The 19482-nt window shown below is 72.2% G+C and carries 21 protein-coding genes; 12 read left to right on the forward strand and 9 right to left on the reverse strand.

What is annotated here, in order from left to right; all coding sequences use genetic code 11:
* The first annotated feature begins 81 nt into the window (after window positions 1-81).
* Both JCO01S_RS07465 and JCO01S_RS07470 read left to right on the forward strand, forming a co-directional pair.
* A complete protein-coding gene (locus JCO01S_RS07465; protein ID WP_068253197.1) occupies window positions 82-2094 on the forward strand; it encodes an NADPH-dependent 2,4-dienoyl-CoA reductase in 2013 nt (670 codons plus the stop codon).
* 21 nt (window positions 2095-2115) lie between these two features.
* Window positions 2116-2595, forward strand: a complete 480-nt coding sequence (locus JCO01S_RS07470) for a DnaJ family domain-containing protein (protein WP_068253131.1) — start codon at window positions 2116-2118, stop codon at window positions 2593-2595.
* Between the two features lie 6 nt (window positions 2596-2601).
* Here the strand turns inward: JCO01S_RS07470 and msrA are convergent, their stop codons facing one another.
* The 3 genes from msrA to JCO01S_RS07485 form a co-directional block, all read right to left on the reverse strand.
* On the reverse strand, window positions 2602-3267 hold the full coding sequence (msrA, locus tag JCO01S_RS07475) for a peptide-methionine (S)-S-oxide reductase MsrA (protein ID WP_245634361.1): 666 nt from the start codon (window positions 3265-3267) through the stop codon (window positions 2602-2604).
* A gap of 49 nt (window positions 3268-3316) precedes the next feature.
* Window positions 3317-3811 carry a transcription elongation factor GreA gene (gene greA, locus JCO01S_RS07480; protein WP_068253138.1) on the reverse strand — a complete coding sequence of 165 codons (495 nt, stop codon included), beginning with the start codon at window positions 3809-3811 and terminating at the stop codon, window positions 3317-3319.
* 204 nt (window positions 3812-4015) lie between these two features.
* The gene (locus tag JCO01S_RS07485; RefSeq protein ID WP_068253141.1) at window positions 4016-4438 is read right to left on the reverse strand and encodes a DUF4307 domain-containing protein; all 423 of its coding nucleotides are present in this window, start codon (window positions 4436-4438) and stop codon (window positions 4016-4018) included.
* A gap of 167 nt (window positions 4439-4605) precedes the next feature.
* Between JCO01S_RS07485 and mca the strand changes: the two genes are divergently transcribed.
* On the forward strand, window positions 4606-5535 hold the full coding sequence (gene mca, locus JCO01S_RS07490; protein ID WP_068253144.1) for a mycothiol conjugate amidase Mca: 930 nt from the start codon (window positions 4606-4608) through the stop codon (window positions 5533-5535).
* Window positions 5532-5843: a hypothetical protein gene (locus JCO01S_RS07495; RefSeq protein ID WP_068253147.1), complete on the forward strand. Its 312-nt coding sequence runs from the start codon at window positions 5532-5534 to the stop codon at window positions 5841-5843. The genes mca and JCO01S_RS07495 overlap by 4 nt, the downstream gene beginning before the upstream one ends.
* On the opposite strand, the gene trhA is transcribed toward JCO01S_RS07495, so the two are convergent.
* The gene (gene trhA / locus JCO01S_RS07500; protein ID WP_068253150.1) at window positions 5790-6503 is read right to left on the reverse strand and encodes a PAQR family membrane homeostasis protein TrhA; all 714 of its coding nucleotides are present in this window, start codon (window positions 6501-6503) and stop codon (window positions 5790-5792) included. The genes JCO01S_RS07495 and trhA overlap by 54 nt on opposite strands.
* Window positions 6504-6606: 103 nt before the next feature.
* Between trhA and JCO01S_RS07505 the strand changes: the two genes are divergently transcribed.
* From JCO01S_RS07505 to JCO01S_RS07525, 5 genes are all read left to right on the forward strand, one after another.
* Entirely contained in the window at window positions 6607-7362 is a 756-nt protein-coding gene (locus JCO01S_RS07505) for an isoprenyl transferase (protein WP_068253153.1), read from the forward strand.
* A 434-nt stretch (window positions 7363-7796) separates the two neighbouring features.
* Window positions 7797-9035, forward strand: a complete 1239-nt coding sequence (phoH2, locus tag JCO01S_RS07510) for an RNA 5'-3' helicase PhoH2 (RefSeq protein ID WP_245634364.1) — start codon at window positions 7797-7799, stop codon at window positions 9033-9035.
* A gap of 179 nt (window positions 9036-9214) precedes the next feature.
* Window positions 9215-9910, forward strand: a complete 696-nt coding sequence (locus tag JCO01S_RS07515) for an aggregation-promoting factor C-terminal-like domain-containing protein (RefSeq protein WP_157074514.1) — start codon at window positions 9215-9217, stop codon at window positions 9908-9910.
* Between the two features lie 24 nt (window positions 9911-9934).
* Window positions 9935-11014, forward strand: a complete 1080-nt coding sequence (locus JCO01S_RS07520; protein ID WP_245634362.1) for a YeiH family protein — start codon at window positions 9935-9937, stop codon at window positions 11012-11014.
* A gap of 76 nt (window positions 11015-11090) precedes the next feature.
* Window positions 11091-11984 carry a LysR family transcriptional regulator gene (locus JCO01S_RS07525; protein WP_218002246.1) on the forward strand — a complete coding sequence of 298 codons (894 nt, stop codon included), beginning with the start codon at window positions 11091-11093 and terminating at the stop codon, window positions 11982-11984.
* A gap of 21 nt (window positions 11985-12005) precedes the next feature.
* Here JCO01S_RS07525 and coaA read toward each other — a convergent pair whose 3' ends face one another.
* The gene (gene coaA, locus JCO01S_RS07530) at window positions 12006-12962 is read right to left on the reverse strand and encodes a type I pantothenate kinase (RefSeq protein WP_068253159.1); all 957 of its coding nucleotides are present in this window, start codon (window positions 12960-12962) and stop codon (window positions 12006-12008) included.
* 65 nt (window positions 12963-13027) lie between these two features.
* Here coaA and glmS point away from each other — a divergent pair, with 65 nt between their 5' ends.
* From glmS to JCO01S_RS07545, 3 genes are read left to right on the forward strand one after another with little or no spacing between them, the layout of a single operon-like run.
* Window positions 13028-14890, forward strand: coding sequence for a glutamine--fructose-6-phosphate transaminase (isomerizing) (glmS, locus tag JCO01S_RS07535; protein ID WP_068253162.1), 1863 nt, complete (start codon window positions 13028-13030; stop codon window positions 14888-14890).
* Between the two features lie 13 nt (window positions 14891-14903).
* Window positions 14904-15257: a holo-ACP synthase gene (locus JCO01S_RS07540; RefSeq protein ID WP_068253165.1), complete on the forward strand. Its 354-nt coding sequence runs from the start codon at window positions 14904-14906 to the stop codon at window positions 15255-15257.
* Window positions 15258-15292: 35 nt separating this feature from the next.
* A complete protein-coding gene (locus JCO01S_RS07545) occupies window positions 15293-16774 on the forward strand; it encodes a bifunctional ADP-dependent NAD(P)H-hydrate dehydratase/NAD(P)H-hydrate epimerase (RefSeq protein ID WP_068253168.1) in 1482 nt (493 codons plus the stop codon).
* Here JCO01S_RS07545 and JCO01S_RS07550 read toward each other — a convergent pair.
* The 4 genes from JCO01S_RS07550 to JCO01S_RS07565 all read right to left on the reverse strand — a co-directional run.
* Window positions 16771-17313 (reverse strand): glycine cleavage system transcriptional repressor, encoded by a 543-nt coding sequence (locus JCO01S_RS07550; RefSeq protein WP_068253171.1) that lies wholly within the window; start codon window positions 17311-17313, stop codon window positions 16771-16773. The two genes, JCO01S_RS07545 and JCO01S_RS07550, sit on opposite strands and share 4 nt — an antisense overlap.
* 23 nt (window positions 17314-17336) lie before the next feature.
* On the reverse strand, window positions 17337-17885 hold the full coding sequence (locus JCO01S_RS07555) for an OmpA family protein (RefSeq protein ID WP_068253174.1): 549 nt from the start codon (window positions 17883-17885) through the stop codon (window positions 17337-17339).
* Window positions 17885-18514, reverse strand: a complete 630-nt coding sequence (locus JCO01S_RS16015) for a hypothetical protein (protein WP_068253177.1) — start codon at window positions 18512-18514, stop codon at window positions 17885-17887. Before JCO01S_RS16015 ends, JCO01S_RS07555 begins: the two co-directional genes overlap by 1 nt.
* Before the next feature lie 55 nt (window positions 18515-18569).
* A partial coding sequence (locus tag JCO01S_RS07565; RefSeq protein WP_068253180.1) for an aldo/keto reductase occupies window positions 18570-19482 on the reverse strand: 913 nt, incomplete at its 5' end.

The raw sequence follows: 19482 nt of genomic DNA on the forward strand, positions 1-19482 counted from the left end.
AATGCCAACAGCCACCGTACGTCGCGTGACCGTTCTGCGATGGTGGCCCCTGACCACCGCCACTTCGAGGCCGAGGACGACATGAGCGAGTACTCCCACCTCTTCACCCCACTCGACCTGGGGTTCACCACGCTGCGCAACCGCACGATCATGGGATCGATGCACACCGGCCTGGAGGATCGGGGCAGGAACTTCGAGCGGCTCGCCGCCTTCTACGCCGAGCGGGCCGCGGGCGGGGCGGGGCTCATCGTCACCGGGGGCTTCGCGCCCAACATCGAGGGGACGCTCTACCCCTTCGCCTCGAAGCTGACCACGAGCCGGGAGGCCCGTCGCCACCGGCAGGTCACCGACGCGGTCCACGCCGAGGGCGGCAAGATCGCGCTGCAGCTGCTGCACGCCGGTCGCTACGCCTACCATCCGTGGTCGGTCTCGGCCTCGCGGACCAAGGCGCCGATCAACCCCTTCACCGCCCGCGCCCTCGGGGAGCGGGGGGTGCGTCGACAGGTGCGCGCCTTCGCCCGCGCCGCCGAGCTGGCCCGCAGCGCCGGCTACGACGGCGTGGAGGTGATGGGCTCCGAGGGGTACTTCATCAACCAGTTCCTCGCGCCGCGGACCAACCACCGCGCCGACGGCTGGGGCGCTACCCCTGCCAACCGGCGACGCCTGGCCACCGAGATCGTGCGCGCGGTGCGGGCAGCCGTCGGGGAGGACTTCATCCTCGTCTACCGCCTCTCCGTGCTCGACCTCGTCGAGGACGGTCAGACGTGGGAGGAGATCGTGACCCTGGCGAGCGAGATCGAGGCGGCCGGCGCGACGATCATCTCCACGGGCATCGGGTGGCACGAGGCGCGGGTGCCGACGATCGTCACGTCGGTACCGCGCGCGGCCTTCACCGACGTCGCGGCCCGGCTGCGGCCCCACGTCGGGGTGCCGGTCGTGACGAGCAACCGGATCAACATGCCGGACCAGGCCGAGCAGGTCCTCGCCGACGGCGGCGCCGACCTGGTGCAGATGGCCCGCCCGTGGCTGGCCGACCCGCAGTGGGCGAGCAAGGCCGAGGGCGGGCGTGCGGAGGAGATCAACACCTGCATCGCCTGCAACCAGGCCTGCCTGGACCACACCTTCCAGCGCAAGGTCGCCAGCTGCCTGGTCAACCCGCGTGCCGGGCACGAGACCGAGCTCGTGCTCTCACCGACCGCCCGCCGCAAGCAGGTTGCCGTCGTCGGTGCCGGCCCCGCCGGCCTGTCCGCGGCGGTGAACGCCGCCGAGCGCGGGCACGACGTGCAGCTCTTCGAGGCGGGGGAGTCGATCGGTGGGCAGTTCTCGCTGGCCATGCGCATCCCCGGCAAGGAGGAGTTCGCCGAGACGATCCGCTACTTCGAGGGTGAGCTCGAGCGCCGCGGCGTCACCGTGCACCTGGGGCGACGGGCGGACGTGGCGGACCTCGAGGGCTTCGACGAGGTGGTCCTGGCCACCGGCGTGACCCCGCGCGTGCCCGAGATCGAGGGGATCGAGCACCCGATGGTCATCAGCTACCCGGAGGCGGTCCTGGGCACCCGCACGGTCGGGGACCGGGTGGCCGTCATCGGCGCCGGCGGCATCGGTGTCGACGTCACCGAGCTGCTCACGACCGTCGACTCACCGACCCTGGACGTCAAGGAGTGGCAGGACGAGTGGGGCGTGGACCCCGGCTCCGCCGAGCGCGGCGGGCTGAAGGACCCGCACCCGGCGCCCTCGCCCCGCACCGTCTACCTCATCCAGCGCAAGACCTCCAAGATCGGGGCGGGCCTGGGCAAGACGACCGGCTGGGTGCACCGCGCGGCGATCAGGGCGAAGGGGGTCCACCGCATCACCGGCGCCAGCTACGAGCGCATCGACGACAACGGACTGCACCTCACCGTCGACGGGAAGCCACGGCTGCTGCAGGTCGACAACGTCGTCGTGTGCACCGGCCAGGAGTCCGTGCGTGACCTGATCGAGCCGCTCCGGGCGAAGGGGGTCGAGGTCCACGTCATCGGCGGCGCCGACGTCGCCGCCGAGCTGGACGCCAAGCGGGCGATCCGCCAGGGCACGGAGCTGGCAGCCGCACTCTGATCGCGGCACACTGGAGGGATCATGAGCACGCCCTCCCACGAAGGCTGGATCGACCGCCAGATCCGTGAGGCGATCGAGCGCGGCGAGTTCGACGACCTCCCCGGCGCGGGCAAGCCGCTGCGGGGACTCGAGGACCGCGACCCGGACTGGTGGGTCAAGCAGCTGATGGACCGGGAGGGCCTCGATGCCTCCGACGCGCTGCCGCCGGTCTTCCGGCTGCGGCGCGAGCACGCCGGCTTCCCCGAGTCGCTCGCCGAGGTCGGGACCGAGGCGGACGTGCGCGAGATCCTGCGGGACTACAACCAGCGGGTGCTCGCCGAGCTGCGTCGGCCGACCTTCGGGCGGGCCTCCCCGCCCCTGGCACCCCGGGCGGACGTCGAGGTCCTGGTGCAGCAGTGGCGGGAGCTGCGCGCGCAGCGCGCGCCGGCACCGGCCGACGAGGGGGAGACGGAGCCCCCTTCGCCCCGGCGGTCCTGGTGGCGGCGGCTGCTGCGCCGCTGAGCCGAGTCAGCTCGGGGGCATGATGTCCGTCTGTGCGGGCAGGTCGGCCACCCCGACGGGGCAGGTCAGGCCGTTCGGGCCGTGGTTGCAGTAGCCGTTCGGGTGGTGGTGCAGGTACTGCTGGTGGATCGCCTCGGCGTACCAGAAGGGGCCCGACTCGCTCGTCGGGACGATCTCGGTCGCGACCGGGGGCAGGCCCCGCTCCGCGAGCTCCCGCCCGAAGGCGGCCGCGGTGGCCTCGGCCGCCGCCTGCTGCTCCGGGGTGCCGGCGAAGATCGCCGACCGGTACTGGGTGCCGACGTCATTGCCCTGACGGTTGGCCGTCGTCGGGTCGTGGTTCTCCCAGAAGGCCTTGAGCAGCAGCTCCGGGTGGGTCACCGTCGGGTCGTAGGCGATGAGCACGCTCTCGGCGTGGCCCGTCATGCCGGTGCAGACCTCTTCATAGGTGGGGTTGGGGGTGAAGCCTCCCATGTACCCCGCGGCCGTGGTCACCACGCCCGGCAGCTGCCAGAAGATGCGCTCCGCGCCCCAGTAGCAGCCCATGGCCACGTGCAGCACCTGCGTGCCCTCGGGCCAGGGCCCTTCCATCGGGGTCCCGAGCACCGCGTGGGTGCTCGGGACCTCGAAGGGTCGTTCGTCCCGGCCGGGCAGAGCGGACTGCGCGGTGGGCATGGGTGGGAGCTGACGACCGAACATGTCGCCATTCTCCCACTGTCGTGGATCAGGCCGAGTAGGGCTTCGCGGAGAGGACCTTGACCTCGATGGTCTTGCCGGTGGGGGCGAGGTAGCTGACGGTGTCGCCGACCTTCTGGCCGTTGATGGCCTTGCCCATGGGGGACTGCTCGGAGTAGACGTCGAGGTCCCTCGTGCCGTCGGAGATCTCGCGGGAGCCGAGCAGGAAGGTCTCCTCCTCGCCGAACATCTCGATCGAGACGACCATGCCCGGCTCGACGACGCCGTCGTCCGGCGGGGCCTCGCCGACGGTCGCGGTCTGGAGGATCTGGGTGAGCTGGCGGATGCGGGCCTCCATCTTGCCCTGCTCCTCCTTGGCGGCGTGGTAGCCGCCGTTCTCCTTCAGGTCCCCCTCCTCGCGCGCGGCCTCGATGCGCTTGGCGATCTCGACGCGACCGGGGCCCGAGAGCTCCTGCAGCTCGGACTGGAGGCGGTCGTAGGCCTCCTGGGTCAGAAAGGTCTCCGATGACGCGGTCTGGGTCACGATTGCTCCTCCTTCGATGCCGCCGAGACGGGATCGGTCCCTGCGGGCGATGACCGGTGCCGAGGCCGGGACGTGCCCGGGTCATGCACAAAGGTCTGGACCCGATCGGTCCAGACCCACGGTCGCGTGATGCCTTCCAGTGTACCGCGAGGAGGGCGGAACCGGCGATTCATCCGGCGCCGACCGCCTCCGGGTGCGGCGGCGTCAGTCCACCGGCGTGCACTCGTCGGCGGTCGCCGTCGCCGCCGTCGTCGTGGTCTCCACGCTGGCCCGCACCCGGGTGGTGCGCTCGGCGGAGGCCGGGACCTCGTGCTTCGTCGTGCCGACCCGTCCGTACTCCGAGTCCATCGCCGTGATCGTGCAGGAGAGCGTCGTGCCCGGCTCTCGCGTGACGTCGAAGACCATGACGATCTCGTGCTTGCCCGGTCGCTCGAAGCCCACGTCCTGGACGATCACCGGGTCCTCGGTCGCCGAGAGCGCGAACCAGATGACCATCGCCATCGCCACGAGGACGGCGACGCCGCCGAAGATCCACCAGCCACGGTTGCCGTGGGCCGTGCGCTCCTCCGCCTCGGCCTCCTCGCGCTCGGGGTCCCACCCGACGGGGGGCTCGTGCGAGGTGGTCATCTTCTGCTCCTGGTGGACGACTGGCTCGGCGGCCCGCCCTCGCGTCGAGGTCGACGGCGTGGCGGTGAGAGGATGTGGCCATTGTCCGTGACCACGGTCCCCGGCGGCACACCGGGGCCGACGATCCCCTCCACGGGAGGAACTCAGCAGTGGAAGCATTCCGGCTCATGGCCGTCCACGCCCACCCCGACGACGAGTCGAGCAAGGGCGGGGCCTCGACGGCGCGCTACGCCCACGACGGTGCCGAGGTGCTCGTCGTCACACTGACCGGCGGCGAGCGCGGGTCCATCCTGAACCCCAAGCTCAAGGACGACGTACACATCCTGCGCGACCTCGCCCAGGTCCGGCGCAACGAGATGGAGGCAGCCCGCAGTGCGCTGGGCGTCCAGCACACCTGGCTGGGTTTCGTCGACTCCGGTCTGCCCGAGGGAGACCCGCTGCCGCCGCTGCCGGACGGGTGCTTCGCCAAGCAGCCGCTCCACGTCACGACCGAGGCCCTCGTCCGGGAGATCAGGCGTTTCCGTCCGCACGTGCTGACCACGTACGACGAGAACGGCGGCTATCCGCACCCCGACCACGTGATGACCAACCGGGTCAGCGTGGCCGCCTTCGAGGCCGCGGGGGACCCGGAGCAGTTCCCCAACGCCGGCGAGCCCTGGCAGCCGCTGAAGCTGTACTACGTCGGCGGCTTCGGGCTGGGCCGGATCACCGCGCTGCACGAGAAGCTGCTCGCGATGGGCGAGGAGTCCCCCTTCGTGGACTGGATCGAGCGCGCCGCCAAGCGGCCGCAGCGGACCATGACCACGCGCGTGCCCTGCTCGGACTTCTTCGACGCGCGGGACGCGGCGCTGAAGGCGCACGCCACCCAGGTCGACCCCGACGGGTTCTTCTTCGCCGTGCCGAATCCCATCCAGGCCGAGGTCTGGCCGACGGAGGACTACGAGCTGGCCATGAGCCATGTGCCCACGACGATCCCGGAGGACGACCTCTTCGCGGGCCTCCCGTCGCTCGCCGAGGCCGACGCGTTGGGGGAGCGCAGCGACCTCGAGCTGGTCATCGACGAGCGCCGGGCACCGACCGTGAGGACCTGGGAGTGAATCCGCCGAGCTTCGAGGTCAGCCCGGGGATCGGCGCGTTCTTCGCCTTCTTCTTCCTGGCCGTCTCCCTCTGGCTGCTGATGCGCAACATGTTCGCCCGGCTGCGCCGGATGAACTTGGCCCAGCGGCAGGCGGAGCAGGAGGCGCGGGAGGCCGCGGAGGCGAAGCGGGCGGCCGGCGAGGGGGCAGACCGGGAACCCGACTCCGGTGACGACGCCGACGGTGCCGACAGCGCCGCCGGCGCCGACGACGAGTCAGGTGGCGGCGACGGGACCGAAGAGGGCGAGCGTCGCGGCGACGAAGTGTGAGATGAAGGCCAGGATCGTCAGCGCGTGGAAGATCTCGTGGAAGCCGAAGTACCGCGGTGACGGGTTCGGCCGCTTGATGCCGTAGACGATGGCGCCGGCGGTGTAGAGCGCGCCGCCGACGAGCACCAAGGTCAGGATCGTCCACCCGCCGTGGGTGAGCAGCGGCTTGATGTAGAAGACGGCGACGAACCCCAGCGCCACGTACACCGGCACGTACAGCCACCTGGGCGCATTGATCCAGAAGACCCGGAAGAGCACCCCGAGGATCGCGCCCGCCCACACGATCACCAACAGGCTGATCGCCTGCGCCTTCGGCAGCATCAGGGCGAAGGGGGTGTAGCTGCCCGCGATGATGAGGAAGATGTTCGCGTGGTCCCAGCGGCGCAGGGCGGCGGCCATCCGGCGCCCCCAGGTGCCTCGGTGGTAGACCGCCGAGGTCGCGAAGAGCAGCCCGGCGGTCATGGTGAAGACCATCGCGGCCAACCGCCCGTTCTGGGTCGGGGCCGTCGAGGTGAGCACGAGCCCCCCGACGAGGGCGAGGGGTGCCATCACCAGATGGAGCCAGCCGCGCAGGTGCGGCTTGACCGCCTCGACGAAGGTGTCGACGTGGCCACTGACCTCCTGGGCGAGCTCTTTGGCTTCCTGGCGCGGGGATGGCATGTACCGACGTTAGCCCACCCGGATGTGCGGTGCCCATGAGCGGCGTCACGAGGTTGCGGCGGTAGGTTGTCCTGCGTCACACCTCGCCAGGAAAGGGACGCGAGTGCGGAACCTGCTCTATTCGGCCTACGAGCGCCGACTCGTCCGGCAGCTCCAGGGTGATGCCGTGCCGCGCCACGTCGGGATGATCGTCGACGGGAACCGCCGCTTCGCCAAGGCGCGTGGCCGCAACGCGGCGGACGGTCACCAGGCCGGGGCGGCGAACATCGCCTCCTTCCTCGAGTGGTGCGAGGAGGCAGGGGTCGAGGTCGTGACCCTGTGGCTGCTCTCGACCGACAACCTCACCCGCACCCCCGAGGAGCTGGAGCGGCTGCTGCGGATCATCGAGGGGCTGGTCGCCGACCTCGCCGAAGCCGGTCGGTGGCAGCTCCACGCGGCCGGGGCCCTGGAGCTGCTCCCCGTCCAGACCGCGGCAGCGCTGCGGCGGGCGGAGGAGGAGACCGCTGACGTGGCCGGGCTCGTGGTCAACGTCGCGGTCGGCTACGGCGGTCGGCAGGAGATCGCGGACGCGGTGCGCTCGCTGCTGCGCACCCGCGCGGCCCAGGGCGCCACCATGGAGGAGGTCGCGGACGAGATGAGCGCCGACGACATCTCCGCCCACCTCTACACCAAGGGGCAGCCCGACCCGGACCTGGTGATCCGCACCTCGGGGGAGCAGCGCCTCTCCGGATTCCTCATGTGGCAGTCGGCGCACAGCGAGTACTACTTCTGCGAGGTCTACTGGCCGGAGTTCCGCCGGGTGGACTTCCTGCGGGCCCTGCGCTCCTACGCCGACCGGCACCGCCGCTACGGCTCCTGAGTCGGCCCCCTTCGCACCGGCGCCGCCGGCCGTGGTCGACGCGCAGGCGTCCCACGAGTGAACATCCGTACCACTTCGCCGCGACACGCCCCGTTGGTCGTGGCGAAGGGGGCCGCCGGGCCTAGCGTGAGCCGGGACGGGACGCACCAGCGGACCGTTCGGGAGGCCCAGGCATGGAGCAGCTGAGCAGGACGGGCCGGACCCGGCCCCGGCTCTCGCCGACGGCCCGGTCCCGGCACCAGCACCGAGAGTAGGCGCGGACGCGCCACCCGGCGCGGCGCCCGGAGGAGTTCGACGTGGACGACCTGCAGACCCAGACCGCCGCCCCGTCCGTGCCGCAGCCCGGTCCCGACCCGGTCCACCTGCCACCGCAGGAGGACGGACCACGCACCTACGTCGTGGACACGTCCGTGCTGCTCTCCGACCCGCGCGCGATGTTGCGCTTCAAGGAGCACGAGGTCGTCCTGCCGGTGGTCGTCGTCACCGAGCTGGAGGCCAAGCGGCACCACCCGGAGCTGGGCTACTTCGCCCGGACCGCGCTGCGGCAGCTCGACGACCTGCGCGTCCGGGAGGGGCGCCTCGATGCCCCGGTGCGCGTGGGAGCCGACGGCGGCACCCTCCGGGTGGAGCTGAACCACACCGACTCCTCGTGCCTGCCCTCCGGCTTCCGGTTGGGGGACAACGACACCCGCATCCTCGCCGTGGCCCAGAACCTCTCCGACGAAGGGCACGAGGTCACGGTGGTCAGCAAGGACCTCCCGATGCGGGTCAAGGCCTCCGCCGTGGGGCTCGACGCCCAGGAGTACCGCCACGAGCAGACCCGTGCCGACTCGGGCTGGACCGGGATGGCCGAGCTCGAGATGGCGGGGGATGAGGTCGACCGGCTCTACGAGACCGGGCGGGTGGAGCACCTCGCCGCGGCGGAGCTGCCCTGCCACACCGGGCTGAAGATCATCTCCGAGCGGGGCAGCGCCCTCGGGCGGGTGGGTGCGGACAAGCAGGTGCGCCTCGTGCGCGGTGACCGCGACGCCTTCGGCCTGCACGGCCGCTCGGCGGAGCAGCGCATCGCCCTCGACCTGCTGCTCGACCCCGATGTCGGCATCGTCAGCCTCGGCGGCCGGGCCGGCACCGGCAAGAGTGCCCTGGCCATGTGCGCAGGGCTCGAGGCGGTCATGGAGCGGCGCCAGCACCGCAAGGTCGTCGTCTTCCGACCGCTGTACGCCGTCGGTGGCCAGGAGCTGGGGTACCTGCCCGGCACCGAGGGCGAGAAGATGGGGCCCTGGGCGCAGGCGGTCCACGACACCCTCGGCGCGCTCGTCAGCACCGAGGTCGTCGAGGAGGTCCTCGACCGCGGGATGCTCGAGGTCCTCCCGCTGACCCACATCCGCGGGCGCAGCCTGCACGACTCCTACGTCATCGTCGACGAGGCACAGAGCCTGGAGCGCAACGTGCTGCTGACCGTGATGTCCCGCGTGGGGCAGAACTCCAAGATCGTGCTCACCCACGACGTCGCCCAGCGGGACAACCTGCGGGTGGGACGCCACGACGGCGTCGCGGCGGTCATCGAGACCCTCAAGGGCCACCCGCTCTTCTCCCACGTGACCCTCACGCGCAGCGAGCGCAGCCCGGTCGCGGCGCTGGTGACCGACCTCCTCGAAGGGGCGGACACCTGACCGGCACGATCCGCCGACGCCCGACGAAGGGGGGACGACCCGGCGCATTGCCCCGCTCGGACGGGTCGGTTACCGTCGCCAACGAAGAGCATCGGGAGGCCCCGCCGAGGGGCTGACACGTCAGCGCCGCGCTCGCGGCTGACCACGAAGGGGCTGGTGCGGTGGGCCGCAGGCGGCACGTGTCCAAGCACGCCCGCGCCCGGTTCGAAGGGGGGACCGGGCGCCGACGGTGGGCGGCACCCGTGGTCGGTGGGGTCCTCGTGCTGGGCGTCATCAGCGGAATCGGCGCGAGCGTGGCTGCGGGCAGCCCCGCTGCCGCCCTGCAGGCGGCGGGCGAGCAGCTGAGCCGAGACGATTCCACCGCCACCCCGCTGGACGCCGCGGAGCTGCGGCGCGAGGTCGCCCTCTCCCGGAGCATGGCACGCGAGCGGCTCCGTGCCGGGGAGGCGAAGGAGGCGCGGGCCGGGCAGGACCGTGGGGCTCCGAAGGACCGCAAGGCTGCGAAGGACCAGGACGACGTCCCGATCCGGGAGCGGCACTACTCCGAGGAGGAGCTGAAGATCATCCGCGAGGACCCCAAGCCGTGGGCCCGGCAGATGGCCTTCGAGGCGGGCTACTCCGACCGGGAGTGGATGTGCCTGCACGACCTGTGGCTCGGGGAGAGCGCCTGGGCATGGGACTCGACGAACCCGGAGTCCGGCGCCTACGGCATCGTGCAGGCGCTCCCACCGAAGAAGATGGCCAGCGCCGGACCGGACTGGCGGACCAACCCCATCACCCAGATGAGGTGGGGGATCGACTACATCGAGGCCTCCTACGGTGACGCCTGCAGCGCGCTGCAGTTCTGGTACGAGCACGACCCGCACTGGTACTGATCCGTCGGGTCATGCACCTGGTGCATGACCCGATGCCGGATCACCCTCTGGTGGGGCCGCTGGCACCGGCGCACGCTGGAGGGCATGAACTCGGTGGAGACCTCGACCCGACACGCCACGCCCACGACCCGACCGGCCGGGATACTGCCGGGGCTGTCCCTGGCATTCGCCGCGGCGCTGGTCGCCTGGGGGGTGCAGCAGGTGGTGCCGCAGCTCAGCGCGCTGCTCGTGGCGATCCTCCTCGGGGTCGTGCTCACCCACGTCTGGCGACTGCCGGCCGCCGTGGCACCGGGGATGCAGGTCGCCTCCAAGCGCGTCCTGCGGCTCGGGGTCGTGGCCCTCGGGCTGCAACTGGCCCTGAACGACATCTTCTCCCTCGGCATCGGGGTGCTCGGGGTCGTCATCGCGATCGTGGGCATCGGGATCCTCGGCACGGTGGCCATGGGTCGCTGGCTCGGCGTGCCCAAACCGCTGACGCTGCTCGTCGCCTGCGGCTTCTCGATCTGCGGTGCCGCCGCGGTGGCGGCCGTCGGGGGGAGCACCGACAGCGACGAGGAGGACGTCGCCTCCGCGATCGGCCTCGTCGTGCTCTTCGGCACGCTCATGATCTTCCTGCTGCCCGTGGCCCTGGCGCCGCTGGACATGTCGGACCACATGCGCGGCCTCATCGCGGGCGGCTCGATCCACGAGGTCGCCCAGGTCGTCGCGGCCGGCGGCATCATCGGCGGTGGCGCGCTGACCGTCGCAGTGATCGTCAAGCTGGCCCGGGTGCTCATGCTGGCGCCGGTGATCTTCACCCTCTCGTTGCTGCGTCGCCGTGCCGGGGCCGGCGAGGCGAAGGACCTCCCGCCGCTCGTGCCGCTCTTCATCGTCGGGTTCATCGCGATGGCGATCGTGCGCACCTTCGTCCCGCTCCCGGACACGGTCCTCGAGGTGGGGAGCCTGCTGCAGACGCTGCTGCTCGGGGCGGCGATGTTCGCCCTCGGGACCGGCGTGCACATCAGCCTGCTGAAGAAGGTCGGCGGCCGCTCGCTGGTCCTCGGCATTGCCTCCACGGTCCTCGTCCTGGGCGTCGCCGCCGTGGGGATGCTGCTCGTCGGCTGAGGGCCGGCCCCCTTCGCGACGTCGGGCCCTTCGGTGTGGTTTCCTGATCCGGAGGACCCGACGGAGGGAGGCGCTCGTGGCCCGGTGGCCCGATCTGGCGACCCTCGAGCTGCTCGTCCAGGTGGCCGAGCTCGGGTCCATGGGTGCCGCGGCCGAACGTCTCGGCATGACCCAGCCGGCGGCGAGCCGGACGCTGGCCCGCTTCGAGCGGCGGTGCGGGCTGACCCTCCTGGAGCGGTCACCGCGCGGTTCGCGGCTGACCTCCCACGGTGCCCTCATGGTCGACTGGTCCCGGGAGGTGCTCGCCGCCGCGGAGCGGATGAGCCTCTCGGCTGCGGCGTTGCGGCGGGAGCGCTCCGCCCAGCTGCGGATCGCGGCGAGCATGACCGTCGCCGAGTACCTGGTGCCGGCGTGGCTGGCGACCTTCCGGCGGGTCCACCCGGACGTGGGCCTGGACCTCGCGGTGCTCAACTCCGACGACGTCGTCGCCGGCGTGGCCGCGGGCCGGCACGACCTCGGCCTGGTGGAGACGACCCGACTGCCCAACCGGGTGCATTCGATGGTCATCGGCCGGGACGAGCTGTGGGTGGTCGTGCCGCCCCAGCACGCGTGGGCGAGACGCTCGCGTCGGGTGACCCTCGCCGAGCTCGCCCGGACCCCGCTCGCGCTGCGGGAGTCGGGCTCGGGGACGCGCCGGGTCCTCGAGGACGCCCTGGCCGAGCACGGACTCGCCGCGGCGGACCCCGCGGCCGAGCTGTCCAGCAATGCGGCGGTGCGGATCGCCGCCGCGGCCGGTGCCGGCCCGGCGGTGCTCAGCGAGCACGCGGTGCGCCCGTCCGTGGCGAGCGGCGAGCTCGTCGCCGTCACCCTCGCCGAGGGACCGCTGCAGCGCGAGCTGCGCGCGGTGTGGATCGGCGGTGCCCGCCCGATCGGTCCGGCAGGCGACCTGGTGACCACGATCCTGCGGTGAGGCGGGCCCCCTTCGCCCGGGTCAGAGCTTGCGCAACCGGATCCGGCGGACCTGGTGGTTGGCCCCCTTCGTCAGCACGAGGGTGGCGCGGCCGCGGGTGGGGAGGACGTTGTCGATGAGGTTCGGCTCGTTGATCGACTCGAAGATGTGCTGCGCGCGGGCGACCGCCTGCTCGTCGGTGAGGTGGGCGTAGCGGTGGAAGTAGGACACCGGGTCGGCGAAGGCGGTCTTGCGCAGTCGCAGGAAGCGGTCGACGTACCAGCGCCGTATGTCCTCGACCTTGGCGTCGACGTAGAGCGAGAAGTCGAAGAAGTCGCTGACCGCCAGCCCCGCGCGCCCGTCGCTGCGCACCCCCGGGGGCTGGAGCACGTTGAGACCCTCGACGATGAGCACGTCCGGCTGGCGCACGACCACCCGCTCGTCGGGGACGATGTCGTAGGTCAGGTGGGAGTAGACCGGCGCCGAGACCTCCGGCTGGCCGGCCTTGACGGCCGAGATGAAGCGCAGCAGCGCCCGCCGGTCGTAGGACTCGGGGAAGCCCTTGCGCTGCAGCAGCCCCCGGCGCTCCAGCTCCGCATTGGGCAGCAGGAAACCGTCGGTCGTGATGAGGTCGACCTTCGGGGTGTCCGGCCACCGGAGCATCAGCTCGCGCAGGATCCGGGCGGTCGTGGACTTGCCGACGGCGACGGACCCGGCGACGCCGATGACGAAGGGGGCCTTCGGCGGGCGCTCACCGAGGAAGGTCGAGGTGATCCGGTGCAGCCGCGTCGTCGCCGAGACGTAGAAGGTCAGCAGCCGCGAGAGGGGGAGGTAGACCTCCTGGACCTCCTCGAGGTCGATCGGGTCCGACAGGCCCCGGAGTCGGTGCAGGTCGCCCTCGTCCAGGTTGAGGGGATGGTTCTCTCTCAGGCGGGCCCAGGCGTCGCGGCCGAGCTCGACGAAGGGGGACGGCAGGGTCGCCGTTGTGGCGGAGGACACGCCGCCATTGTGTCCCACGGGCGCGGTGTCGGGGTGGACGGGCCGTCACGGTTAGCCTGTCCCGCATGTGCGGAATCGTTGGATACGTGGGCCCCGGCATGGGCAGTCACCCCTTGGACGTCGTCATGGAGGGCCTCGCGCGGCTGGAGTACCGGGGGTACGACTCCGCCGGCGTGGCGCTCGTCGGGGACGGGAGCCTCTTCAGCGAGAAGCGCGCCGGCAAGCTGGTCAACCTCCAGGAAGCCCTGGCCCGCGACGACGTCCCCGACGCCCGCACGGCCATCGGGCACACCCGGTGGGCGACCCACGGGGGACCGACCGACGAGAACGCCCACCCGCACCGTGGCGGCACCGAGGGCAAGCTGGCCGTGGTCCACAACGGGATCCTGGAGAACTTCCACGCGCTGAAGCAGGAGCTCGACGCCGACGGGGTGGAGTTCACCTCCGAGACCGACACCGAGGTGGCCGGGCACCTGCTGGCCGCGGCCTTCGAGCGCACCGGCGACCTGACACGGGCGATGCAGGACGTCGTGGTCCGCCTCGAGGGTGCCTTCACGCTGCTCGCGGTGCACGCCGACCAGCCCGACAAGGTCGTCGCCGCCCGCCGCAACAGCCCGCTCGTCATCGGCCTCGGCGACGGGGAGAACTTCCTCGGCTCCGACGTGGCGGCCTTCATCGGGTACACGAAGCAGGCCGTCGAGCTGGACCAGGACCAGATCGTGACGATCACCGCCCGCGGGTACGAGGTGCGCGGCTTCGACGGCACACCCGCCGAGGGCCGGCCCTACGAGGTGACCTGGGACGCCGCGGCCGCGGAGAAGTCCGGGTTCGACACCTTCATGGAGAAGGAGATCCACGACCAGCCACAGGCGATCGCCGACACCCTCCTCGGTCGCACCGACGCGACCGGGCAGCTCATCCTCGACGAGCTGCGCATCGACGAGGAGCGGCTGCGGGGAGTCGAGCGGATCACCGTCGTCGCGTGCGGGACCGCCTCGTACGCGGGCATGGTCGCCAAGTACGCGATCGAGCAGTGGACCCGCATCCCCGTCGAGATCGCGCTCGCGCACGAGTTCCGCTACAGCGACCCGGTGGTCGACGCGCGCACCCTCGTGGTCTCGATCAGCCAGTCCGGGGAGACGGCGGACACCGCGATGGCCGTGCGGTACGCCCGCAGCCTCGGGGGGCTGACGGTCTCGATCTGCAACACCCACGGCGCGACGATCCCGCGGGAGTCCGACGCCGTCCTCTACACCCACGCCGGCCCGGAGATCGCGGTCGCCTCGACGAAGGCCTTCCTCGCCCAGATCACCGCCTGCTACGTGCTCGGTCTCTACCTGGCCCAGCTGCGCGGGACCGACGAGCACGCCGCGAAGGCCCGTGAGCTCATGGGCGAGCTGAACGAGGTGCCGGAGAAGATCGGGGCGCTGCTCACCGAGATGGACCGGGTGGAGGAGATCGCCCGCTTCATGGCCGACACCCGCGCGGTGCTCTTCCTCGGCCGCCACGTCGGGTACCCGATCGCCATGGAGGGGGCGCTGAAGCTCAAGGAGCTGGCCTACATCCACGCGGAGGGCTTCGCCGCCGGTGAGCTCAAGCACGGCCCGATCGCGCTCATCGAGCCGGGCCAGCCGGTCTTCATCGTCGTCCCGGGCCCGGACGCCCCCAACGAGCTGCACAAGAAGGTCGTCTCCAACATCCAGGAGATCCGGGCGCGCGGCGCGCGCACCCTCGTCATCGCGCAGGAGGGCGACCAGGACGTGGTGCCCTTCGCCGACGAGGTCATCCGGGTGCCCCGGACCTCGCCGCTGCTCCAGCCGCTGCTGACGGTCGTGCCGCTGCAGGTCTTCGCGCTGCACCTGTCCACGGCCAAGGGCCTGGACGTGGACCAGCCGCGCAACCTGGCCAAGTCCGTCACGGTCGAGTGAGCAGGGGCGCGCGGTGATCGTCGGGGTCGGCATCGACGTCGTCGACACGGCACGCCTCGGCGAGCGGCTCGAGCGCACGCCGGGCCTGCGCGCCCGGGTCTTCACCGAGCGGGAGGCGAATCTGCCCCTGCGCTCGCTGGCGGCCCGCTTCGCGGCCAAGGAGGCCACGGGCAAGGCGTTGTGCACCCCCGGGGACCTGCCGTGGCAGGAGGCGGAGGTGCACAGCGGGGAGCACGGCGAGCCGATCCTCGAGATCAGCGGGGCCGTCGCCGCCCGCGCCGAGCTGCTCGGCGTCACCCGCCTGCACCTCTCCCTCAGCCACGACGGCGGCATCGCCACCGCGATCGTCATCGCCGAGTCGGCCTGACCGGGGAGCTGGGGGCGGGGAGTAGCCTCCCCAGCATGATCACGGGCTACTCAGTCGAGACCATCCGGGCGGCCGAGGAGGCCCTGCCCGAGCTCCTCGAGAGCGGCGAGCTGATGAGCCGCGCAGCCCGGGGCGTCGCCCGGCTGACCGCGGGCCGGATGCGTGAGCGCGGCCAGAGGCGGGTCACCGCCCTCATCGGCCCGGGCAATAACGGCGCCGACGCCCTCTTCGCGCTCGCCCGCCTCGCGCGGCGGGGCTTCACGACGACCGCCGTGTGCGTCGACCCCACCCGTTCGCCCGCCCAGGTCGAGGCCGCCGAGCAGGCTCGGGGTCACGGCGCCACCGTCCTCACCGGCGACGGCCCGCAGTCCCTGACCGCGATCAGCCGCGCCGAGGTCGTCCTCGACGGGATCACCGGGATCGGGGGACGGCCGGGGCTGCCCCCCTTCGCCCACGCCTGGGTTGAGGCCATCCGCGACAACGCGTGGATCATCTCCGTGGACACCCCGAGCGGCCAGCCGGTGACCGGGGGCCGGGTGGTCGCCGACGCGGTCTTCGCCGACGAGACCGTCACCTTCGGAGCCCCCAAGCCGGTCCACCTGCTGCCGCCCAGTGAAGCCGCCTGCGGCCTGCTCACGGTGCTCGACATCGGCCTGGACCTCTCCGACGCGGAGCCGGCCGTGGTGCGGATGACCGCCGACGACGTGGCCGACCTGTGGCCGGTCCCGCGGGCGGGTGACGACAAGTACCGCCGCGGCGTGCTGGGGGTGATCGCGGGAGGCGAGTCCTTCACCGGCGCAGCGCTGCTCACTGTGACCGCCGCGGTGACCGCCGGCACCGGCATGGTCCGTTACGTCGGCAGCGAGGCCCCCACCGGGCTGGTCCGGGCGCAGGTCCCCGAGGCCGTCATCGGCGAAGGGAGGGTCCAGGCCTGGGCCATCGGTCCCGGTCTGGACACCACCGCCGAGGCGAAGGGGGGAGCCGACCAGACCGCCACCGCCCGGCGGGCGCTGGACTCCGAGCTGCCCGTGCTGATCGACGCCGGCGGGCTGGACCTGGTCACCGGCCCCCGTGCGGCACCGACGCTGCTCACCCCGCACGCGGGGGAGTGCGCCCGCCTGCTCACCAGGCTGCGCGGCGACGGCACCGAGGTCACCCGGGAGGAGGTCGAGGAGGCGCCGCTGGAGCACGCCCGGGAGGTCGCGGACCTCACCGGCGCGACGGTGCTGCTCAAGGGCGCCACGACCTTGGTCGTGGAACCGGGCCGGGGACCGGTGCACGTGCAGCAGGACGCTCCCACCTGGCTGGCGACCGCCGGTACGGGTGACGTCCTCGCCGGGGTCGTCGGGGCGCTGCTGGCCGGCGGGCTGCCGGTGGCCACCGCGGGCGCGCTCGGCGCCCTCGTCCACGGCCGGGCCGGCACCGAGGCCAACCCCGGTGGTCCGGTCCGGGCGCTCGACGTCGCGCGGGCCCTCGGGCCGACGGTCGCGGCCCTGCTGCGCGACCCGGGGGCCTAGGGGACCTCGCCCCAGGCGGCGTCCTGGTCGCCGTCGTCGAGCCGGATGTCCAGGCTCAGCTGCGCCGAGACCTCGTCGAGCGCGGTGCGCAGGTCGCCCAGGTCGACGCCGTCGCCCAGCGCGACCACTGCGGAGGCCTCGAAGAGTCGTTCCCCGCTCATCGGCGCATCGCTCGTGCCGGTGTGCAGCTCCCGGATGCCCAGACCACGGTCGGCGAGGGCCCGGGTCACGTCGCGCACGATCCCCGGCTGGTCCTGGCCCACGGCGTGCAGCCGGGCCACGTCGACACCGGCTCCGGGCCCGCTCTCGGTGCCGGAGACATCGACGACCCCGACGTCGGGCAGGGCCCGGACGGCAGCGGTGAGCTCCTCGACCCGGTCCTCCGGCAGCTCGACGAGGACCGCGCCGGCGAACGTCCCGCCGAGGCGCCCCATCTGGCTCTCCAGCCAGTTGCCACCCTGCTCGGCGACGGTCCGGGCCAGCTCGGCGACCAGTCCGGGCCGGTCCTCGGCGTTCAGGGTGATGACGATGGTGGGCATGCGGATCAGGCTAGCCTCCTCCGTCAGTCGTGGCTGATCTCCACGCGGCGGTTCTGCGCCCGCCCCTCGGGGTTGTCCTCGCCGCCCTTGGTGTTCGGCGCGACCGGATCGGCGCTGCCGCGGCCACGGGCCGTGGTGTCCAGGTCGGGGCGGGCGTCGTCGAGGGCCTTCTCGACCGACCTGGCGCGCTGGGTCGACAGCTTCTGGTTGTAGGCGTCCCCGCCGACGTCGTCGGTGTAGCCCGTGATCGTCACGGATGCCCCCTTCGGGATGTCCTCGACGATGTCGGCGAGACGCTTCTTCGCCGCGGGGGTGACGGCCGCGCGGTCGAAGCCGAAGAGGATGTCGCTGTTGAGGGCGATCGCCCCGGAGCTGGTCTCGCGCTCCAGCGGGCTGACCCGGGGTTCGATCGCGTGGACCTCGGGCTGGATGCTGTGGACCGACTCCTGCAGCTGGGCCCGGCCGATCTCGGGCAGATCGTCCACACCCTCGGCGTTCGCCGGCACGGCAGACAGCGGCAGGACCACCGCGACGGCCAGCGCCGCGCCGACGGAGACCCGGGCCAGCGGCATCACCGGATCGTCACCCCGGTCACGGCCGGGGCGCCGTCGACCACCTTGACGGTCACCGTCTTCACGTCCTTCGGCGGCGCGGCGAAGACGGCGTACATGTAGAACGTCTGGCCCGCCCCGAACGGGGTCGTCAACGGTGCCGTGTCCGTCATGACCTCGGGCCCGTCGTCGGTCGTGACGACGTCGTGGACCTTGAGGTTCTTGGTGTCGACGAGCTGCGGGGACCACCTCGTGTTCATCCACCCGTAGTAGGTCTGTGCCTTGCCCTTGGCGCCCTTGTCCGGCGTCACGGCCGCGGTGAGCACGAGGAGGTCGCCCCGACGCTCGAGGCCGAAGAGGTCGAAGGTCATCTTCGTCGGCTGCTTGGCGCCGTTCGCGGTCACGCTCGTGCTGGCGACCGGCTCCGGCGGGTCCTCGGGGTCGATGCCCGCCTGCTCGGCGGCCTCGTCGAGCTCGCTGCTCCCGGAGTCATCGGCCCCCGAGCCCCCGTCGGAGGCACCCTCGGACTCGCTCGCGGCGGAGGACGAAGGGGCGGAGTCCTCCCCGTCGTCCCCACCGGCGCAGCCGGTGAGGAGCAGGGCGAGGGCCGCGGCGGCGGCGCAGGCGGTGCGTGCAGAGCTGGTGAGCATGCAGGGGACCCCCCGGTCGGTGGTGGCGTGTGCCGGAGAGACTAGCGCGACCCGCTCACGCCTGCGCGGACTCCGCCCACCAGTTGATGCCGCCCTCGACCGCGTGCTCGTCGATCCGGGCGAGCTCCTCGTCGGTGAAGGGCGGGGACTCCAGCGCGCCGAGGCTGTTCTCCAGCTGGGCGACGGTGCGGGCCCCGACGAGGACGGAGGTGACCCGTTCGTCGCGCAGCGCCCAGGACAGCGCCATCTGGGCGAGGGACTGCCCGCGCTCGGCGGCGATGTCGTTCAGCGCGCGGATGCGGTCGAGGTTGTCCTCGGTCAGCTGCCCCGCGATGCCGGTGCCCTCCCGGCCCGCCCGCGACCCCTCCGGGATGCCGGAGAGGTACTTGTCGGTCAGCAGCCCCTGCGCGAGCGGGGAGAAGGCGATCGTGCCCACACCCAGGTCCTCGAGGGTGTCGAGCAGGCCGTCTTCGATCCAGCGGTTGAGCATCGAGTACGAGGGCTGGTGGATCAGCAGGGGAGTGCCCATCTCCTGCAGGATCGCGTACGCCTCCCGGGTGCGCTGCGGCCCGTAGGAGGAGATGCCCACGTAGCGCGCCTTGCCCTGGCGCACCGCCGTGTCCAGAGCACCCATCGTCTCCTCGAGCGGGGTGTCCGGGTCGAAACGGTGGCTGTAGAAGATGTCGACGTGGTCCAGCCCCATCCGCGTCAGCGACTGCTCCAGCGAGGCGAGCAGGTACTTGCGGGAGCCGCCGACCTGCCCGTACGGGCCGGGCCACATGTCCCAGCCGGCCTTGGTGGAGATGACCATCTCGTCCCGGTAGCGACGCAGGTCCTCGGAGAAGACCGTCCCGAAGTTGCGTTCTGCCGAGCCGTAGGGAGGCCCGTAGTTGTTCGCCAGATCGAAGTGCGTCACGCCCAGGTCGAAGGCCCGCCGCAGCACCGCCCGCTGCGTCGCGAGCGGCTCG

The organism is Janibacter corallicola NBRC 107790 (assembly GCF_001570965.1).
GTDB classification, from domain to species: Bacteria; Actinomycetota; Actinomycetes; order Actinomycetales; family Dermatophilaceae; genus Janibacter; species Janibacter corallicola.